This window comes from Candidatus Salinivivens marinus, assembly GCF_965655845.1.
GTDB lineage: Bacteria > Pseudomonadota > Alphaproteobacteria > Rhodobacterales > Rhodobacteraceae > Salinivivens > Salinivivens marinus.
Map to the genome: position 1 here is coordinate 68,270 of NZ_CBFHHX010000002.1, position 19,023 is coordinate 87,292.

Here is a 19,023-nt window from a genome sequence, read left to right on the forward strand (position 1 = left end):
TTATTTGAGGTATATTCAATTGTTTAATAAATTGGTGGGGCAATCACCCATATTATACTGCATGGTTTTGAAAACGGGTTTGCCCACCTATGTGCTTCCCCTTTAATTCTAAAACTATCGCCTGCACTAACTGTGAATTCTTTATCGTTTATATTAACAATAAGACTGCCGCTTATTACATATCCAACTTCTTGTGTTTGTCTCTTTTGTCTTTTTGCTAGTTTTGAATTTGGCTCAAACGTTGAATATACAACTTCAAAGTCATCAGTAAGGTCAGGAGAAAGTAACTCCTCTTTAAGACCAGATGAGTTTGAACCTATGACCCGCCTAGCTGATTTTCTAACAATATAACCCTCTTCCTCTGATCCTGAGCGTGATTGTCCAAATAATATTGATAGGGGCACGTTAAGAACGCGAGCCAAGTCTTTTAAGTCATCAATGGATGGTTGAGACTTATCTCTTTCTATTTGGCTAATCCATCCTAATGATTTTTCTGTAGCTGTAGATAATTCCTTAATTGTCATCTTGCGAGATTTTCGTAGTGACCGAAGATCAGCACCCAAGGTTGATGATGAATTTGGATCAAAATTATGCATTACTCACCTACAACTAATTAAAGGTACGGTGTTAGCAGTTCATGAAAAAATCAAGTAAAATTTCATGAGTATAGACTTTTTTTATTTTATTGTTTAGGCGAAGGATTGATATGGAATATAACCCACCGACTGAACCATTAGATATTCTTCACGAAGATGCGCATATTTTGGTCGTGAATAAACCAGCAGGTCTACTTTCTGTTCCTGGCAAGGGTATTGAATTGGCGGATTGTTTGCTGAGTAGATTAAAAATTGCGTTTCCAAATACGCTTTTAGTTCATCGTCTTGATAGGGATACATCTGGTGTTATGATTTTTGGACAAACAGAGTATGCCCAAAGAGCGCTGTCGATGCAATTTGAAAAGCGTCAAGTAAAGAAGACATATGTAGCCCGTGTTTCTGGAGAAGTGACACAAAAAAGTGGTCTAATTGACTTGCCGTTGGTTGTTGATTGGGAAAATAGACCCCGTCAGATGGTTTGTCATGAGACTGGAAAGCTGGCACTAACGGAATGGTACAAACTGAGTTCTAATCAAAATGAAAGTAGATTGCGTTTAGTCCCCAAAACCGGACGTTCGCACCAGCTAAGAGTTCACTGCATGGCGTTGGGTCATCCTATCCTAGGAGACCCTATATATGGAGAGGTTAGTACACACCATAGAATGATGTTACATTCAGAAGAGCTCAGGGTGAAACATCCTGAGAATGGATTTGGTTCTAGATTTAGATCAAAAGCACCTTTTTAGTGATTAATACTTTGATATGGCGGCGTTAAAATATCTCGTAATAGAGATAGAGGATGAGCCCTGAGTGAGAATTTTGTAGCAGTGTAATCTTGCACAATAGCCTCTCCGAGGCTCATATTGGGTAATATGGGGAGCGCTTCTTTTATAATTTCACCATCAATGTCCTGATCAAACAAGGGTAATTTGTTATTACTGAGAATGGCACTTGCTTGCCAAATTGCTTCGCGTTGATTTATTCCAATTGATATAAACGCATCAGCTTCGGCTAAGCGATTTAGTGTGGCAGATTTAATGCCAGAACGTCGCCATATATCCTCTATAGTACTATAACCATTTCCACGCGCAGCAGTAATCCAAGATGCATCTTCCTTGGTTAATCCAATTATTTGTCTAAAACCCAATCGTAATGCTAATTTCCCATTTTTGTCTGTTTCTAAAGTATTATCCCAGTAGCTATTGTTGATACAAATTGGATAAATAGTAACATCATGTGCCTGTGCATCACTAAGTATTTGGGCCGGTGCATAAAAACCCATAGGTTGAGAATTTAATAGAGCACACGCAAAAACTGCTGGATGGTGACATTTTATCCAAGCGCTAGCATATACTAATAATGCAAAGCTAGCAGCATGACTTTCAGGAAAACCATAAGACCCAAAACCTTCAATTTGGGAAAAACATCGTTCGGAAAAATCTTTGCCATAGCCGTTTTGGCGCATTCCCCTTAAAAAACGGGTTCTTAACTCACTCACTGAGCCATGTTTTTTGAAGGTTGCTAAAGCTCTACGTAATTTGTCTGCTTCCTCTGGAGTGAAGCCTGCTCCAACAATGGCAATTTGCATAGCTTGCTCTTGGAACAACGGGACGCCCAGTGTCTTACTTAATACACTTCCAAGTGCATCTGACGGGAATTCAACTTGTTCCTCACCATTGCGTCGGCGAATATAAGGGTGGACCATATCACCTTGAATTGGGCCCGGTCTTACTATTGCCACTTCTATAACCAGATCATAGAAACAGCGTGGCCTCATTCTGGGAAGAAAGTTCATTTGTGCGCGACTTTCCACTTGAAACACTCCAATACTATCAGCGCGGCACAGCATGTCGTAGACTTTAGGATCTTCAGCAGGAATAGTAGCAAGATCAAAATTATGACCAAGATGTTGGTGAACTAAATCAAATGATTTGCGCAGGCAAGTCAGCATGCCAAGGGATAAAATATCAATTTTTAAAATTCCTAAGGAATCGATATCATCCTTGTCCCAGCAAATTACAGTTCGCCCTTCCATACTCGCATTTTCAATCGGAACAAGTTCATCTAAACGACCCTCTGTGATGATAAAACCGCCTACATGCTGAGAAAGATGGCGAGGGAAGCCTATTATTTCGTGGACTAATAATAGTGTTTTTTGCAGATTGATATCATTTGGATTGAGTCCAATTTCTCTTAACCATTTTTCACTAATTTTCCCATTACTAGAAAACCCCCAAAGTTGTGAGGAGAGTGCACTAATAGTGTCTTTGGTTAATCCCATAGCTGTGCCGACCTCACGTACAGCGCGCTTTCCACGATAGTGAACTACTGTTGCACATAATCCAGCATGGTCGCGCCCGTACTTTTCATATATATGCTGAATTACTTCCTCGCGACGCTCATGTTCAAAGTCAACATCTATATCAGGTGGTTCTTTTCTTGCTTCTGAAACAAAACGTTCGAAAACCATTGTACCTATTTCAGGGCTTACCGATGTTATACCTAAACAATAACATAAGACAGAGTTTGCGGCAGACCCTCTTCCCTGACAAAGAATGTTACGTGAACGGGCGAACTGAACTATATCATTTACCGTAAGGAAGTATGGTTCGTATTCTAATTTTTTTATAAGCTTTAATTCATGATTTAAAATTTGATTTACACGTTTTGGTACTCCTTGTGGGTAGCGCCACTTTATTCCTTCCATTGCTAATTCATTCAGTCGCTCTGATGGAGCTTTGCGACTGTCACTTTCTTTGGGATAATCATATTTTAGCTGATCAAGTGTAAATGAACAATTTGCAGAAATTTTATTCGCATTTTTTATGGCAATTGGAAATTTGGCGAACAGCTTATTTATTTCTTGAGGACTTCTTAACCGTTGTTCTGCATTTACCAGAGCATTTTTTCCTAGTTGTTCAATTTTTTTACCTTGCTTGATTGCGCACAACACATCTGCCAATCGGCGCCGTTTCCCATGGTGCATTAAAGGAAAAGAACTTGCTACAACTGGTAGTGAAAAGCTTTTAGCTATTTGGTATAATCTATCAAAACGAGGTCCGTCTAATCCATCATAGTATGGTGACATTACCAAATATAAGCAGTCTTTGTATTCGCTTGCTAAATGTCGTACATTGTTCCACCAAGTAGTATTTTTTCTAGGTAAAGTTTGTGGAACATGTAGCAATAATTTTATCCCAGATAAATTTTTAGGTATATCTGATATTTTTAGTTCACACTCACCCTTTTTGCTCCGCAAACGGCCTTTTGAGATTAACTTGCAAAGTATTTTCCAACCCTCATGTGTTTGGATAATTGAAGTGGTACTAACACCTTCTTGAAAAATTAAGCGTGCAGCTGGTATTAAACGAGGTATATTTTCAACATGTAGCGAACTACATCCTTTTAGGTGCTCTGGGCATGGAGGTCCAAATGGTTCAATCTGTTGGCGTTCTGAAACAGTTTCCTTAATTTTTTGCCCATGTGTATGTGCGCGTACGATCCCAGCCACAGAATTAACATCTGCAATTGCAATTGCACTTAAGCCTAAAAGAGCTCCGCGTTCCATATATTCCTCAGGGTGAGAGGCACCCTGTAGGAAGCTAAAGTTTGATGTAATAGATAGTTCAGAAAACATAGACACATAAATATGTTCTTTGTTTGTTCTTTTCTAGTTTAAAAAGAAAATATTTGAAAAATTTGTCTGATGACAACTAATCAACTAGTTTGATTAACTTACGTTCTAGAATTCCTAAAACTGATTTGAGGTCGTGACCACGTTTTAGAATTTGTCCATCCATGCCAACAACCGCATATTGACCTTGCCTATTTCGCAATTTCGGTCTTTTTTCAATACTGTAGATTGGATGTTCTGCTGTTCTTCTAAAAACTGAGAATACCGCAACCTCTTTTAATGAGGAAATTCCATAATCGCGCCACTCACCAGAAGCCACCATACGACCATACAGTGATAAAATAATAGTGAGCTCAGGTTTTTGAAAACTAACTACATTGCTATGGAAGTTTGCAATAGGAATGAAACTATTCATGCTTTTATGTTACAGTGATTCACGCTGAAATCAATACAACAAAAAACGCCCTGAAAATTCAGGGCGTTTCAAAAAGTAATAATTTAATTTTATTCTTCTGGTAGGATTTGGTTTAAAATAATAGCCAAAAATGCTGTGGGTGCTACAGCTGAGGTAGCTAATGTTTTCCAAATACCTGGTAGATATTGCACTGCGGAAGGCACCAGATTAAAGCCTAGTCCAATAGACAATGACAATGCGATAATAATCATATTTCTGCGAGACATTTTTATTTCGCTTAGTACGTTAAGTCCAGCAGCTGCCACCATACCAAACATTACAATCACGCCACCGCCCAGAACTGGGAGAGGCATAGAAGCAATGATTGCTCCTATTTTTGGTATTAGTCCGCATATAACCATAATTGCACCTGCGATCGTAACAACGTGCCTGCTCATAATACCGGTCATACCCACGATGCCCACATTCTGACTGAAAGAAGTGTTAGGCAGACCGCCAAAAACTCCTGCGACCGCCGTTCCGAGGCCATCAGCATATGTAGCACCAGATATTTCTTCGTCAGTGGCCTCACGACCAGCTCCAGCTTTAGCGGTCGCTGAAGTGTCGCCAATGGTTTCAACCGCTGAAACAATTGAAACTATCGTTACGCCTATCACTGCTCCTAGGTTAAACTCAAATCCGTATGGTAAAGTTTGAAGTCCCGTTACCCAACTCGCTTTACCGACAGCTGCAAAATTAACCATACCGAACATAAAGGCCACTAGATAACCTGCGATTAAGCCCAGCAGTATTGCGGCATTTGATAAAATTCCCTTCGTCATGAACTTAAATCCAAGAGCAACCACAATGACTGTAAGTGCAACTGTCCAATGCATTAGAGAGCCAAAGCTTTCTGCTGCCATTTGGAAATCTGCTGCTCCACCCGCTGCATACTTAATACCGACTGGTACCAAATAAAGACCGATTGCGAGGATAACTAGCCCTGTCACAAGTGGTGGAAATAAATACCGAATATTGGCAATAACTGAACCCAACGCAAAATGAATTAAGCCACCAATAATACAGGAAGTTAAAGCCACACCGAGGCCTTGAGTTGCAGCAATACCAGCTAAAACACCAACAAATGCGAAGCTTGTACCTTGCATTATCGGCAACCTGGCTCCTACCGGGCCAAACCCTATGGTTTGAAATAATGTTGCTATGCCTGCGAAAAGCATTGCCATTTGGATTAAATATACTTGCTCTGTACCACCAAATTGCAGCCCTGCTGCTCCCGCAACAATTATGGATGGAGTTACGTTTGATGCGAACATGGCCAAGACATGCTGTAATCCCAGTGGGGCTGCTTGACCCATTGGGGGTGTAATGTTGGGATCACTGTAAGAACCCATAGCATTGTCAGTCATTTTAGTCTCCCTATTTGACTATTAAATTTAGCGTTCTGCCTATTTTTAAGGCAGATGCCCTAGAGTCTATCAACTATATATGGTACGTCAAAGAAAAATTCTTCTAGATTTTGAGATTCTCCAATTCTATCGATTACTGCAAAGAGACCGGGTTTACTTAAGGGAGTTAACACGCCATGCCAGGTCCCTTTAAAAAAGTTTATCGCTTGACCAGGCGATGATAGAAACGCTTTGGGGGTATCAGGCCTATTGTTTTTATCATTTGCAACGATGACTAAAAATCCATTAGTAGACATAGGAATAAAGGCTTGGCTTCCGTCAGGATGTCGCTCCATCATCTTAAGGACTAATGGCAACGAGCGTGTTTCTGCGTTAAATAAGCTCAAACCGACTTTCCCATCGGGTCCTACATCTATTTTAGCTCTGTCATGATATCTTTCACATAGACCTTGATTGATCAACATATCTGGATCACCGCCAGTATCAATGACCTCTCCAAAGTCCTGAAATTTTTTTTTTGTCAGGGACTCAGTTATAATTTTCTGTGCCATTAAATTATCTCCAGCAATCTAATTTCTGCAATCTGTTCCACTTGCGCACATGCTTCATTGAATTCCATTTCTTCTGTATTCTTAATACGAGAAATAAAATTATCTAAAATTTCTGATTTGCTGTAGTTTTTTACCGCAATAATGAAGGGAAAACCATATTTCTCTCTGTAAGATCTATTTAGCTCGGCGAATTGTTCGTATTCTTCAGATGTTAAGTTGTCTAAACCTGCACTTGCCTGTTCGTTTTGGCTTTCTTTTGTCAGCTGCTCAGTTTTTGAAAGTTTTACAGCCAATTCTGGATGAGCTTTTAAAACTTTTAAACGAACTTCCTTTTCTTCTGCTCGGAAGATGCGACAGAATGCGCTGTGTAAACCTTGGACCGTATCGTGAGCGGGTCCCAATTCCGTATCCCAAGTTTTTTCCGCAATCCAAGGCGATTTTTCGAAAATGCCACCAAACGTTTCAACGAACTTTTTTTGCGACATTTTTGATGGTTTTTCAAACCTTTTGGCTGGATGGTGTCTTTGCCAATGTTGCGCAATCTCAATTCGTTTTGCGAACCAAACATCTTTGAATGAGGTTGCATGCTCAATAAATCGCTTTATGGCAGTAATCCTTCCAGGTCTACCGATTAGCCTGCAATGCAAGCCAATTGACATCATCTTTGGAGATCCTTCCACCCCCTCAGAATATAGGGTATCAAAAGTATCTCTTAAATAATCAAAAAACTGCCCAGAGGTTGAAAAACCTTGTGCAGTCGCAAATCTCATATCATTTGTATCTAAAGTATAAGGGATAATTAATTGGTCATGGCCATCAATATCTATCCAATATGGTAAATCATCTGCATAACTGTCAGAAATGTAATCAAACCCACCTTCATTTGATACCAATCTTACGGTATTCTCTGAACATCTTCCTGTATACCAGCCATATGGCTTTTGACCGGTAACTCTCTGGTGTAATCTTATGGCTTCTTGTATCTGCGCTCTTTCGACTTCTGCGGGCATGTCTTTATGCTCAATCCACTTCAAACCATGGCTGGCTATTTCCCAGTCTGCGTCTTGCATAGCTTGTACTTGCTCTGGGCTCCTTGCAAGCGCGGATGTAACTCCGTAAACCGTTACCGGTATTTGCATTTTGGTGAATAATCTATGAAGACGCCAGAAACCAGATCTTGCACCATATTCGTAGATACTTTCCATATTCCAGTGTCTTTGACCTGGCCAAGGGGAGGCTCCAATAATTTCAGACAGGAAAGCTTCAGATGCATCATCTCCATGTAAAATGCAGTTTTCTCCACCTTCTTCATAATTTATGACAAATTGGACAGCAATTTTTGCGTTATTAGGCCATTTAACTTTTGGTATGTTTTGACCATAGCCAATCAAATCTCTTTCATAACGATCCACTTGGGACTCCGACTTTATTAATTTTAATGACTTATACTCTAATTTTTATTTTGAAACATACTTTTTAATGAATTAGTCTCAACATAGTATTCTTTATGTATTACTTAAAAAATTAATCCCTTTTGGAGCTATAGAATGGTAGGGTTTTTAACAACTCATGCGTTAGATACTAGCCGAGGAACGCCGGCGGCTAATTTAAAAATTGATTTTTTTGAATATCATAACGGCCGCGGCAAAGAAGTGTGTTCTTTAATCACAAATGCGGATGGACGAACAGACCAGCCTGTCTTGGCGGAAAAAGATTTTAGATTAGGAACATTTGAGCTAATCTTTCATGTTGGAGATTATTACAGGCAATTGAAACAAGTTTATAACGAGCCTGTGTTTCTAGATTTGGTTCCTATTCGTTTTGGAATGAGCGAAAATAAGCACTACCACGTTCCACTCTTATTATCTCCCTTCGGGTATTCCACATACCGGGGAAGCTAATCGTCCTTAAAGTGATTAATATATGATTTTATTAAGGTTAATAATTTGGCGGAAATAATAGTAATTTGGGATTGGCTAGAATTTGCTCTTCGTTGGTTACATGTAATAACAGCAATTGCATGGATAGGATCATCTTTTTATTTTATAGCGTTAGATCTTGGCCTCCAGAAAAATAATAAGTTACCGCCTGGTGTTCAGGGAGAAGAATGGCAAGTTCATGGTGGTGGATTTTATCACATTCAAAAATATTCAGTTGCACCCAATGAAGTTCCTGAGCATTTGACTTGGTTTAAGTGGGAAAGTTACTCAACTTGGTTATCTGGGTTTGCGCTCATGGTGGTTATTTATTGGGTTGGTGGTGAACTTTACCTAATCGATAGTGCTAAATCAGATCTTGAATTATGGCAGGGTATCATAATATCTGCAGCTTCCCTTGTAATAGGTTGGTTCATTTATGATTTTTTATGTAAGTCGAGGTTTAGAAATAATCCTTCGTTATTAATGGTAGTTCTATTTTTCATTCTTGTGGTAATGGGATGGTCCTACAATCAAATATTTACTGGCAGAGCAGTTTTTTTGCATTTGGGAGCGTTCACAGCTACAATTATGACCGCAAATGTCTTTCTGGTTATAATTCCCAACCAAAAAATTGTTGTGGATGATTTATTTGCGAAGCGCACTCCTAATCCAGAATTTGGTAAAATCGCAAAATTAAGGTCAACACATAATAACTACTTAACATTACCAGTAATTTTTCTGATGCTTTCAAACCATTATCCTCTTGCTTTTGCTTCCGAATGGAATTGGGTAATCGCGGCCCTTGTATTTCTTATGGGCGTCACAATAAGGCACTATTTCAATACAATTCATGCCCGAGCCGGAAATCCTATATGGACTTGGCCAGTTACAATAATAATTTTTATTTTTATAATGTGGTTATCTATGGCACCCGCAATAATTTCAGATAAGGAAGCGGCGCGTATAAATGAGAAGCAAGTCGTTTTCGAAAGTGCGGAGGAGTTTTCTGAAACAGTCGATATTGTTGTAAGTAGGTGCTCTATGTGTCACGCAAGAGAACCAGTATGGGAGGGAGTTAATTGGGCACCAGGCGATGTCTACTTAGAAACACCAAACGACATAACTAAAAATGCTAAATTAATATACCTTCACTCTGCTATTTCTTATGCAATGCCTCCGGCCAATATAACTTACATGGAGGATCATGAGAGGGCCATTCTAAAGAGGTGGTTTAAAAGCACAGTAAACGGTATGAGCTTTACCGAAGCACTTAAATAATCATTTTAACTCGAATGATGAGTAACTAGTTTCTCGAAAATCTAAAAACTAAGTCAAGCCTGCAGTCTCAATCGCGGATTTAATGAGTTTTTTTGTTTCATTACTTAGTGGTATTAGTGGAAGCCTTACTTCGTCTGAACATAAGCCTAAAAGACTCATTGCGTACTTTACGCCCACAAGCCCGGGTTCAGTAAAAATTGCATGATGCAAGGGCATGAGTTTATCTTGTAATTCAAGAGCTTTGTCGTAATCACCAGCTAATGTTGCAGCCTGTAATTGTGCGGATAATTTTGGTGCCACATTTGCCGTGACAGAAATACAGCCGACACCACCTTGAGCGTTAAATCCATGAGCAGTCGCGTCTTCACCAGATATTTGTAAAAAGTCAGTTCCACATGTAATACGCTGGGCGCATACTCTTGCTAAATCACCGGTTGCATCTTTAACACCAATAACTCTTGGTAACTTGGCCAAATGACCCATTGTTTCAGGGCTCATATCAATCGATGATCGCCCAGGTATATTGTAAATGACTATGGGAAGTTCACATTGACCGTGGAGCTCTGTAAAATGCTTTATAAGGCCTGCCTGAGTGGGCTTGTTGTAATAAGGGGTAACGACAAGTGCAGCATCCGCTCCAACCGTTTTTGCATGCTTCATGAAATTTAGCGCTTCGAGTGTATTGTTTGAGCCGGCACCAGCAATAACCGGAATACGCCCGTTTACCTTCTGAACAACTGTTGAAACTACAATTTCATGTTCCTCATGGCTCAGTGTTGGACTTTCACCAGTTGTACCAACAGGAACCAAACCGTGGCTCCCTTGTTCAATATGCCAATCCACCAAACTTTCAAGTGTATTGAGATCGAGTTCCCCGTTTTTAAACGGTGTCACTAATGCTGGCATTGAACCTTTCAGCATGTTCATCTCCTCTTGAAACACTTTTAAAATTATTTAAAAAAGTTTTTAATCAATTCACAAGTTGGTTTAACCGTGATTAAAGCTCAAGTAAACTTATTAAAAACCATAATTACCAGAATTGAAAATGCAGCTATTAAGTAAGGTCGGACAAACACTATACTTTTTGATTTCCCTTATTCTTGTTTTTAATACTGGGGTGTCTGCCCAAGATACTAATAGGCGTCCTTTAGAAAAAGCTCTTGAAGCGATGCGCTCTGGCTACTGGTATGAAGCAAAACAATTTGCAGAGGCAGATGGTAAAGTGGCCAGAGATATTATTCTGTGGCATGAGTTTAGATCTGGTCGAGGAAGTCCCAAAGAATTGAGGGAATTTTTGCAGCGTAACCAGGATTGGCCGGGTTTACCTTATTTGAAAGAAAAAGGGGAGCAAGTTTTCTTTGAAAGTAGTCGTAATGAAATTCTGAGTTGGTTTGACGAAAACCCACCCATTTCACCAAGTGCGGCTACTATTTATGCGGATGCTCTTTTAGCAGCAGGTAAAAATAATAAAGCTGAATTGATTGTTCAGGATAAGTGGATATCTGAGGTCATGGACTCAGATTTACAGACTGTTTACCTGAGTAAATATGATGTGGCGTTATCTCAGCTTCATGATGAGAGATCCATTGAATTATTATGGAGAGATGCTTTTGAAGCCTTAGACGATCTTATCCCTTTGTTATCAGATGATTATAAAAAGCTTGTAAAAGCTGTTGTGGCTCTTAGGAAATATAAAAAGGATGGAGTGAATACTTTAATTAATAGGGTGCCGGAGACCCTGCGCAATCATCCTGTTTTAAACTTTGCTAGGTTCAAATGGCGCTTGAAATATGGTTATGATGATCGAGCGTTCCAACTTTTGTACGAATTGAGTGAAAAAAAGGAATACTTAGGTCGTCCAGAAATATGGGGTGCAACACGTGAGAAGTTAGCGAGACAGCTACTTTGGGATGGTGATTACAAAACGTCCTATGGTGTATTAAGTGGTCATTTTGTCGAAAATGCTAAATTGAAAGCGCGTTTGGAGTGGCTGGCAGGTTTCATAGCTCTACGGAAACTTAAGGATCCTAATTCTGCACTTGACCATTTTCAAAACTTTATAGAGATCGTTGAGAGCCCAATCTCTATTGGTCGTGGTTTTTACTGGTTGGGTCGTGCCCACGAAGATTTGAACAATCTTGAAAGTGCAAGACGCGCATATGATAGAGCATCAGAAAACTATACAACTTATTACGGTCAGTTGGCGTTAGAGAAGCTCGGACGATCTTTACCGTATGATATTATGGACCCTAATATCAAGCTTCAGTGGAGGAATGCAGAATTTATACAATCGACTGTCTTCCAAGCTGCAATATTAATGTTGGCAGTGGAAGAGAATGGGCTAGCGGAACGATTTTTAACACACCTTTCTGAAAATTTATCAAAGCATAACCTTCTAAAACTGGAGAGTTTTTTATCTGAGTTAGACGATCCACATATTCAAATTAGATTTGGTAAGCGCCAGGCCAGAATGGGAATTATAGTGTTCGATTCCTATTTTGCTCTCCATGATATGGCGGATTATCAGTGGGCAGTTCCTGTCGACCTCCTATTGTCTGTTGCCAGACGTGAGAGTGAGTTTGACCAATATGCGAAGTCGTCTGCGGGTGCATTGGGATTGATGCAAGTGATGCCAGGTACAGCTCAAGAAATGGCTAAGAATTTAAAGATACCATTCGAAGAAGAGTCCTTAATAACGAGTTGGAAATACAACGTTTTACTTGGAGCGACTTATCTACAAGAATTATCATACAGGTATCGCGGTAATCCTATTCTAATTGCAGCATCTTATAATGCTGGGCCTTCCAATGCTGATAAGTGGATCCAACATCTGGGAAGCCCGCTAGACCGAAAAACAAACCTAGTAGACTGGGTAGAGATGATCCCATTTGGAGAAACTCGCAATTACGTGATGCGTATTACGGAAAGTTTGACTCTTTATAAAACCTTAGTAGTGGGTAAAGAAATAGATCATGAATTCTCTGAATTCTTGGGCAGTTCAGCTTACTTTTCGTTCACGCCACAGAGTGAATAAACCCGCGCCGACGATGATGCACGCACCAATTAAAACGTTTGTTGTTATTTGCTCTCCAAAAATGATAATACCAATCATGGATGCCCAAATTAACTGCAAGTATGCAAAAGGTTGAACTGCACTTGCTTCTGCAACTTCATAGCACTTAATTAATAGATAATGACCGACTACTCCAGATGCAGACAGGAGCAACATTATACTCCAGTCGGATTTTGATACCGGGTCCCAATAATTCAATCCAATGATGGTCATTGCAATAGATCCTACAACACCAGTCCAAAAAAAAGAGGTGCTTGAATTATCATATTGACCGACATAGCGAGTTAGTAATCCGTATAATGCAAAGAGAATAGCACCCGCTAGCGGTACCAATGCATAAGGGCTAAAAATACCGTTGCCTGGATTGAGAATGATTAGAATACCAATAAAACCTACACAAATGGCCAACCATCGACGCCAACCTACATACTCACCTAAAATCGGTCCTGACAGCATTGCAATAATTAATGGATAAGAAGCAAAAATTGCATGTGTTTCTGCTAGTCCTAACAAGGTAAATGCAAGGATTGTGATACACATTTCAGCTACTAAAATCAGACTTCTAAAAATTTGTAGTATCGGCGATTTAGTTTTTGCAACGCGCTTTATTCCACCAGTTTTTTGGCTAGACATGGAAATTACAAAGGTAGCAAAGAACCAATAACGGATCATTACGACCATATAAACGTTATATTCAGTGGCTAGGTATTTTGACAGTCCGTCCTGGCTAGCAAAAACAATCGTTGTTATTATCATTAACAAAATTCCAAGACTCTCGTTTTGTTTAGTCATTAGCGATTTTTGTCCCTCTTATCATATGTCTTTTTTTTGAGAATCCTTTTTGTCGAATTACCTCAAAACCTAATAATTCTAACGAACGCCTTACATGGCCAGCGGCTGTGTATGTCGAAAAGCTTCCCCCATGTTTTGTTCTTAAAGCAACCAATTTAAGAATATGATCTGTCCACATTTCGGGGTTCTTACTTGGTGCAAATCCATCAAGATACCAGCAATCAACTTTTGAATTAAACTCTGTCAATGTATTTGAAATATCTCCTGTAAATACTCGAAGGCTTGCAAATCCGAAATCCACTAGATTACCTTCAAGGATCTCTTCCCATCTGTCTTGAAGAGTTTCTGCATATTCTGATAACTCTGGGAAAATAACATGTGCCTTTTGTAGATCAGGACCGCTTATCGGATATCCTTCAAAACTAACAAAATCAAATTTCCCTGTTTTTGATGATTTATTCCAAGCTGCACATGTTGCTAGAAAATTTAACCCTGTTCCAAACCCTAATTCTGCTATTTTAAAACCGTGATCCAGCCGTTTTGGAAGGTTATTTCCGTCTAAAAAAACGTAATTTGCTTCTAACAATCCATTTTCTAAGGAATAGTAAGAGTCATCAAATTTATCCGAAATTGGCACTGTTTCGTCATGCCATGAAAGCGTTGCGTATTTTTTCGGCATGGTCACCTTGTGAAAAGATAATTTGAGCGATAAATATACTGCAACTAATCGGAATTAAATAGCAATGGTTGATCTAATTGTTAGAGGAGCTGGAGTTTTAGGATTAACAGTAGCTTGGGAAGCTGCAAAACGTGGCCTAAAAGTATGCATAGTTGATCCCAACGGCATTGCGCGTATGGCAAGTGGGGGAATAGTTGGCGCGCTCGCACCACATGTTCCAGAAAATTGGAATTCAAAAAAGCAGTTTCAATTTCAAAGTTTAGTTAAATCAGAAAAATTTTGGAATGATGTGGATTTAGTATCTGGTGTAAATTCAGGGTATGCGAGATTAGGTCGTCTTCAACCTATTGAAGATGAAAAAGCTTTACTTCTCGCTCAAAATAGGCGTCAAAGCTCTCAACATCTTTGGCGTGGATTGGCAAAATGGCAGATTATTGATAGTAGTGGCCCATGGGCAATCGCTTCAAAAACAAAAAAATGGGTTTTTGACAATTTATCTGCTCGCATCAATCCAAGAGATGCATGTTTTAGCCTAGCTAGAGCAATTGAAAAGCACGGGGGGCTTTTTGAAACGCAGCCAATAAGAAACTTGAATGCAAAAACAGTTTGGGCGACCGGGGTACATGATTTAGATAGAATTTCCAAGTTAACTAAAACAAAATTTAGAACGGCGGTCAAAGGTCAGGCGGCATTATTTAGTTTTAAATGTATGGATTACCCTCAAGTTTTTGCAAAGTCTGTTCATTTCGTACCACATTCCAATGGTACTTTGGCTGTCGGGTCCACATCTGAAAATGAATTCAGCTCACCAAATGCAACGGATGAAGGCTTGGATAGACTTATTGAAGATTCAAGAAGCATTATTCCCGAATTACGAAAACACCAACCTATTAAACGATGGGCAGATGTTCGACCAAGAAGTGAGTCGCGAGCACCAATAGTCGGTAAACATCCTTTAATCGACGGTGATTATATAGTTAATGGTGGCTTTAAAATAGGCCTTGGTATGGCCCCAGAATTGGCTAGCGTACTTATTTCTCTGATTTGTGATGGTGTTGATAAAATTCCAGAGGCATTTAGACCAAAAAACATACTATAGCTTAATCACATAGAAAAATTTCAACGAACTTTGAGAGCAGATTCACTCCATAAGTCTTCTAGCGATAACTTGAGCCTGAATTTCCGCAGCACCTTCGAAAATGTTTAGTATTCTAGCATCACAAAGAACACGGCTTATTTGATATTCTAAAGCAAAACCGTTACCACCATGAATTTGGAGACCATTGTCGGCGGCAGCCCAAGCAACTCGCGCTCCCAAGAGTTTAGCCATTCCTGCCTCTAGGTCACACCTTCGATCATTATCTTTTTCAAATGCAGAATAGTAAGTTAGTTGTCGCGCTATTGTAGTTTCCACGGCCATCATGGCGAGCTTACTGGCTACACGTGGGAATTCAATTAATGCCTTCCCGAATTGTTTCCTGTCTAAGGCATACTGAAAAGAAAGATCTATTGCTTGCTGAGCAACACCCACAGCGCGCGCCGCAGTTTGAATTCTTGCACTTTCAAACGTTTTCATCAATTGACGAAAGCCGTTACCCTCTTCTCCGCCCAAAAGATTAGATTTGTTAACATGAAAGTTATCGAAGGCAATTTCATATTCTTTCATACCTCGGTAACCTAATACTTCAATCTCTCCACCAGACATACCATCAGTAGGAAAAGGATTTTCATCATCGCCTGGTGTTTTTTCTGCAAGAAACATTGATAATCCTCGATGATCTTTGCTGTCGGGGTCAGTTCTTGCAAGTAATGTCATGACGTGAGTTCTAGAGGCATGGGTAATCCAGGTTTTGTTTCCAGTCACACTGTAATCGCCATTTTCATCTTTGGTGGCTCTGGTTCGGAGGCCACCTAAATCTGAACCAGTGTTAGGTTCCGTAAAAACGGCAGTTGGTAGTATTTCTGCCATTGCAATTTTGGGAAGCCACTGCTGTTTCTGCTCTTCTGTTCCACCGCATTCAATCAATTCTGCGGCAATCTCTGAACGGGTTCCCAAGGATCCCACTCCGATGTAACCACGAGACAGCTCTTCAGATACCACTGCCATGGAGGCCTTTGAGAGACCAAATCCGCCATACTCTTCCGGAATGGTGAGTCCAAAAACACCCAGCTCTGCTAATTCTTCAATAATTTCAATAGGGATTAACTCATCGTTTAGGTGCCACTCATGTGCATTTGGCAACACTTTATCGATAGAAAACTTACGAAACTGCTCACGTATCATTTCTAATTCGTCTTCAAGTCCAGACTTGCCTGTGATAATTTCTGCAGAATGATCTTGCATCAAGCGGACCAACCTCATGCGAGCGTCTTGGCTGTTGCCTTTATTCGATAACTCCACAACGTCTGCGGATCGATATTTATCTATTGTCGCCTCGGAAATGCCTATGTCACTCAGACGCACGAATTCTCCCTGCGACATTGGTATTCCGCCGAGAACTTGTGCATGATATTCACTGGTCCCAATCTGATGTAGAAGCTGTTCAATTTCACCAAATTCGCCATTAGAGTGCAATTTTTCCGCCCAATTTTGCATTTGTTGCATCGCGGTTGCATATGTTGCAAGCCACGCTAGGCCATGAACTGCGTCCTGGTTTTCCTCCAAAAGTTTGCCTGAAGTTTTGCCATCAACAACAATTTGAGCTTTCATTTGTTGTCTAGCGGTTTCAAAAAGGGTGCTTAATTCATCTGCTGCCCGCCGAGTTTTTGTTAGCAAATCAACAATCATCCAAGAATTGTCCAAATGAAATGCTAAATCTTGTCCATCATGTGCCATGAATCAGTCCTTTTCAATTTCCTCGTGTTTTATACATTTTGCAGTTTCAGCGCAACATAAATACAAAGAAGTGTGGCAAATTGTTCTTAAATTACGTGGCGAAATATTGCACCGCAGCGTGATGTAAGATCTATTGCTTCACAATGCTTAATGTGATTCACCAATTTGAAACGTCAACTGTTTTGTTTTTTGTAACAGTATGTTTTGCTGCAGGTTTCATTAAAGGTATCGTTGGTTTTGCAATGCCAATGATAATTTTAGGATGTTCTGCAGCACTTGGTATGCCTCTATTAGGGCTTGCAGTTTTAATTATGCCGACACTCGTTACAAATATTTACCAAGTAAGTTTGTTTGGAAAAGCAGAGCTACTTAAAAGTATTAGGGACTTTAGATTTTTTTTATTTGCATGTTTGGTTGGATTATTTGTTGGTGCAAACTTGTTTGCTGCAGCCAATCTTAATACTTTGATAGCCGGTATCGGCGCTGTAGTCTTACTGTTATCTCTTTTACAGCTAGTAAATATTCGGGCACCCAAAAGGACAAATTCTAGAGCTCTATCGGGTATTTCTGGAGCAATTACCGGCTTGCTTGGAGGTGGGACTGGAATTTGGGGACCAACAACCGTTCTATATTTGACATCTATTGGTACGTCAAAGAAAAGACAGATATTAGTGCAAGGCTTGACCTTTGCTTCTAGTTCACTTTTTTTATTGTTTGCACACTTGTACACGGGCGTTTTTAATCAAGTTTCAGGAATTCTGTCGGCTTTTATGGTTTTACCCGCAATGATCGGAATGATACTTGGAGTCGGTGTCCAACGTTATTTAAATCAAGATAAATTTCGCGTGGTCACACTTATTCTGCTGTGTATCGGTGGCGTTTATTTGATATATCGGTCCGCCAACATGTTTTGACATACCACAAAAGCTACAACTAAGTTTTCAACACGATAGCTAGCTTTTATTATCTCTTTTAAATTCTTAAATCTTAGGTTATAGAAGCACCGAAGTTTCCCAACATGGTAACACAAAACAAACCCAGCGTAGGGTTTTTAAAGGAGTAAAACACAATGGCAAAACCCCTTATGGCGCGGGCTACTGCTGTATGGTTAGTTGACAATACAACCCTATCATTTAAGCAAATTGGCGACTTTGTGAGTATGCATGAACTTGAGATCCAGGGAATTGCAGATGGCGACGTAGCATTAGGTGTTAAAGGTTTTGATCCCGTTGCAAACAATCAGTTAGACTTGGATGAAATCAAGAAAGGTGAGGGAGATCCTTTACACAAACTAAAACTAAAATTTAATCCAGCTGCAGTTGGAGAGGAAAAGCGCCGTGGTCCTAGGTATACTCCACTCTCAAAACGACAGGATAGGCCTGCATCAATATACTGGCTTGTCAAGTTTCATCCTGAACTATCCGATGTGCAGATCAGCAAGTTAATTGGAACAACGAAGCCAACAATTCAAGCCATTCGAACACGCACTCATTGGAATATTTCAAATATTCAACCAATAGATCCAGTTGCCTTGGGTTTGTGTAAACAATCAGAACTAGATGCAGCAGTTCAAAAAGCAGCGGATAAGAAAGTTGCTGCTGGCGATGTTATGAATGATGAGGATCGAAGAAAATTGGTTAGCACCGAAAAATCTCTAGAGATGGATGTGGAAGAAAAAGCACCTAATCCATTTAATGCTGAGGGAGACATTCCCGTAAATAGTCCTAATGCGGAAGTTCAATCTGACGAGGGCCAGGACTACAGGGATGCAGACAGTTTCTTCAATTTACCAGAGGAAGGAGTTGAGGCTGACAACGATAAGTAAGTCAGTATTAGCCTTTTAA

17 protein-coding genes are annotated in these 19,023 nt (G+C 39.9%); 7 read left to right on the forward strand and 10 right to left on the reverse strand.

From position 1 onward, the window contains the following. Positions 1–23 precede the first annotated feature (23 nt). Positions 24–596 carry a cupin domain-containing protein gene (locus ACTF5Q_RS02570; protein WP_438953138.1) on the reverse strand — a complete coding sequence of 191 codons (573 nt, stop codon included), beginning with the start codon at positions 594–596 and terminating at the stop codon, positions 24–26. A gap of 110 nt (positions 597–706) precedes the next feature. Between ACTF5Q_RS02570 and ACTF5Q_RS02575 the strand changes: the two genes are divergently transcribed. After that, positions 707–1,342 (forward strand): RluA family pseudouridine synthase, encoded by a 636-nt coding sequence (locus ACTF5Q_RS02575; RefSeq protein WP_438953139.1) that lies wholly within the window; start codon positions 707–709, stop codon positions 1,340–1,342. On the opposite strand, the gene ACTF5Q_RS02580 is transcribed toward ACTF5Q_RS02575, so the two are convergent. From ACTF5Q_RS02580 to puuE, 5 genes are all read right to left on the reverse strand, one after another. Beyond that, positions 1,339–4,233, reverse strand: coding sequence for an error-prone DNA polymerase (locus tag ACTF5Q_RS02580; RefSeq protein ID WP_438953140.1), 2,895 nt, complete (start codon positions 4,231–4,233; stop codon positions 1,339–1,341). The two genes, ACTF5Q_RS02575 and ACTF5Q_RS02580, sit on opposite strands and share 4 nt — an antisense overlap. Positions 4,234–4,309: 76 nt before the next feature. Next, the gene (locus tag ACTF5Q_RS02585; RefSeq protein ID WP_438953141.1) at positions 4,310–4,645 is read right to left on the reverse strand and encodes a DUF2794 domain-containing protein; all 336 of its coding nucleotides are present in this window, start codon (positions 4,643–4,645) and stop codon (positions 4,310–4,312) included. Positions 4,646–4,734: 89 nt separating this feature from the next. Continuing rightward, the gene (locus ACTF5Q_RS02590; protein WP_438953142.1) at positions 4,735–6,051 is read right to left on the reverse strand and encodes a uracil-xanthine permease family protein; all 1,317 of its coding nucleotides are present in this window, start codon (positions 6,049–6,051) and stop codon (positions 4,735–4,737) included. A gap of 59 nt (positions 6,052–6,110) precedes the next feature. After that, positions 6,111–6,602 (reverse strand): ureidoglycolate lyase, encoded by a 492-nt coding sequence (locus ACTF5Q_RS02595; RefSeq protein ID WP_438953143.1) that lies wholly within the window; start codon positions 6,600–6,602, stop codon positions 6,111–6,113. Then, positions 6,602–8,014 carry an allantoinase PuuE gene (puuE, locus tag ACTF5Q_RS02600; protein ID WP_438953144.1) on the reverse strand — a complete coding sequence of 471 codons (1,413 nt, stop codon included), beginning with the start codon at positions 8,012–8,014 and terminating at the stop codon, positions 6,602–6,604. The genes ACTF5Q_RS02595 and puuE overlap by 1 nt, the downstream gene beginning before the upstream one ends. Positions 8,015–8,149: 135 nt before the next feature. Between puuE and uraH the strand changes: the two genes are divergently transcribed. Then, positions 8,150–8,503 (forward strand): hydroxyisourate hydrolase, encoded by a 354-nt coding sequence (gene uraH, locus ACTF5Q_RS02605; protein WP_438953145.1) that lies wholly within the window; start codon positions 8,150–8,152, stop codon positions 8,501–8,503. Positions 8,504–8,548: 45 nt separating this feature from the next. Further along, positions 8,549–9,799 (forward strand): urate hydroxylase PuuD, encoded by a 1,251-nt coding sequence (locus ACTF5Q_RS02610; RefSeq protein ID WP_438953146.1) that lies wholly within the window; start codon positions 8,549–8,551, stop codon positions 9,797–9,799. Positions 9,800–9,847: 48 nt separating this feature from the next. Here ACTF5Q_RS02610 and dapA read toward each other — a convergent pair whose 3' ends face one another. Continuing rightward, on the reverse strand, positions 9,848–10,720 hold the full coding sequence (gene dapA, locus ACTF5Q_RS02615; protein ID WP_438953147.1) for a 4-hydroxy-tetrahydrodipicolinate synthase: 873 nt from the start codon (positions 10,718–10,720) through the stop codon (positions 9,848–9,850). Positions 10,721–10,844: 124 nt separating this feature from the next. Between dapA and ACTF5Q_RS02620 the strand changes: the two genes are divergently transcribed. After that, entirely contained in the window at positions 10,845–12,833 is a 1,989-nt protein-coding gene (locus ACTF5Q_RS02620; protein WP_438953148.1) for a transglycosylase SLT domain-containing protein, read from the forward strand. Here the strand turns inward: ACTF5Q_RS02620 and ACTF5Q_RS02625 are convergent. Both ACTF5Q_RS02625 and mnmD read right to left on the reverse strand, forming a co-directional pair. Continuing rightward, on the reverse strand, positions 12,798–13,664 hold the full coding sequence (locus tag ACTF5Q_RS02625; RefSeq protein ID WP_438953149.1) for a DMT family transporter: 867 nt from the start codon (positions 13,662–13,664) through the stop codon (positions 12,798–12,800). The genes ACTF5Q_RS02620 and ACTF5Q_RS02625 overlap by 36 nt on opposite strands. Beyond that, on the reverse strand, positions 13,657–14,343 hold the full coding sequence (gene mnmD, locus ACTF5Q_RS02630; protein WP_438953150.1) for a tRNA (5-methylaminomethyl-2-thiouridine)(34)-methyltransferase MnmD: 687 nt from the start codon (positions 14,341–14,343) through the stop codon (positions 13,657–13,659). The genes ACTF5Q_RS02625 and mnmD overlap by 8 nt, the downstream gene beginning before the upstream one ends. A 64-nt stretch (positions 14,344–14,407) precedes the next feature. Here mnmD and ACTF5Q_RS02635 point away from each other — a divergent pair, with 64 nt between their 5' ends. Continuing rightward, a complete protein-coding gene (locus ACTF5Q_RS02635) occupies positions 14,408–15,442 on the forward strand; it encodes an NAD(P)/FAD-dependent oxidoreductase (RefSeq protein ID WP_438953151.1) in 1,035 nt (344 codons plus the stop codon). Positions 15,443–15,484: 42 nt separating this feature from the next. On the opposite strand, the gene ACTF5Q_RS02640 is transcribed toward ACTF5Q_RS02635, so the two are convergent. After that, complete coding sequence (locus ACTF5Q_RS02640) at positions 15,485–17,179, reverse strand: acyl-CoA dehydrogenase family protein (RefSeq protein WP_438953152.1); 1,695 nt, start codon at positions 17,177–17,179, stop codon at positions 15,485–15,487. Positions 17,180–17,322: 143 nt separating this feature from the next. Between ACTF5Q_RS02640 and ACTF5Q_RS02645 the strand changes: the two genes are divergently transcribed. Continuing rightward, the gene (locus tag ACTF5Q_RS02645; RefSeq protein WP_438953153.1) at positions 17,323–18,093 is read left to right on the forward strand and encodes a TSUP family transporter; all 771 of its coding nucleotides are present in this window, start codon (positions 17,323–17,325) and stop codon (positions 18,091–18,093) included. Positions 18,094–18,248: 155 nt separating this feature from the next. Then, complete coding sequence (locus ACTF5Q_RS02650; protein ID WP_438953154.1) at positions 18,249–19,004, forward strand: DUF1013 domain-containing protein; 756 nt, start codon at positions 18,249–18,251, stop codon at positions 19,002–19,004. Positions 19,005–19,023 lie beyond the last annotated feature (19 nt).

Coding starts and splice junctions, on each gene's coding strand:
- ACTF5Q_RS02575 (WP_438953139.1), top strand. CDS start 707: ATGGAATATAACCCACCGACTGAACCATTAGATATTCTTCACGAAGAT.
- ACTF5Q_RS02620 (WP_438953148.1), top strand. CDS start 10,845: ATGCAGCTATTAAGTAAGGTCGGACAAACACTATACTTTTTGATTTCC.
- ACTF5Q_RS02625 (WP_438953149.1), bottom strand. CDS start 13,664: ATGACTAAACAAAACGAGAGTCTTGGAATTTTGTTAATGATAATAACA.
- ACTF5Q_RS02640 (WP_438953152.1), bottom strand. CDS start 17,179: ATGGCACATGATGGACAAGATTTAGCATTTCATTTGGACAATTCTTGG.
- ACTF5Q_RS02595 (WP_438953143.1), bottom strand. CDS start 6,602: ATGGCACAGAAAATTATAACTGAGTCCCTGACAAAAAAAAAATTTCAG.
- ACTF5Q_RS02635 (WP_438953151.1), top strand. CDS start 14,408: ATGGTTGATCTAATTGTTAGAGGAGCTGGAGTTTTAGGATTAACAGTA.
- ACTF5Q_RS02650 (WP_438953154.1), top strand. CDS start 18,249: ATGGCAAAACCCCTTATGGCGCGGGCTACTGCTGTATGGTTAGTTGAC.
- ACTF5Q_RS02570 (WP_438953138.1), bottom strand. CDS start 596: ATGCATAATTTTGATCCAAATTCATCATCAACCTTGGGTGCTGATCTT.
- ACTF5Q_RS02580 (WP_438953140.1), bottom strand. CDS start 4,233: ATGTTTTCTGAACTATCTATTACATCAAACTTTAGCTTCCTACAGGGT.
- uraH (WP_438953145.1), top strand. CDS start 8,150: ATGGTAGGGTTTTTAACAACTCATGCGTTAGATACTAGCCGAGGAACG.
- mnmD (WP_438953150.1), bottom strand. CDS start 14,343: ATGCCGAAAAAATACGCAACGCTTTCATGGCATGACGAAACAGTGCCA.
- dapA (WP_438953147.1), bottom strand. CDS start 10,720: ATGCTGAAAGGTTCAATGCCAGCATTAGTGACACCGTTTAAAAACGGG.
- ACTF5Q_RS02585 (WP_438953141.1), bottom strand. CDS start 4,645: ATGAATAGTTTCATTCCTATTGCAAACTTCCATAGCAATGTAGTTAGT.
- ACTF5Q_RS02590 (WP_438953142.1), bottom strand. CDS start 6,051: ATGACTGACAATGCTATGGGTTCTTACAGTGATCCCAACATTACACCC.
- ACTF5Q_RS02645 (WP_438953153.1), top strand. CDS start 17,323: ATGCTTAATGTGATTCACCAATTTGAAACGTCAACTGTTTTGTTTTTT.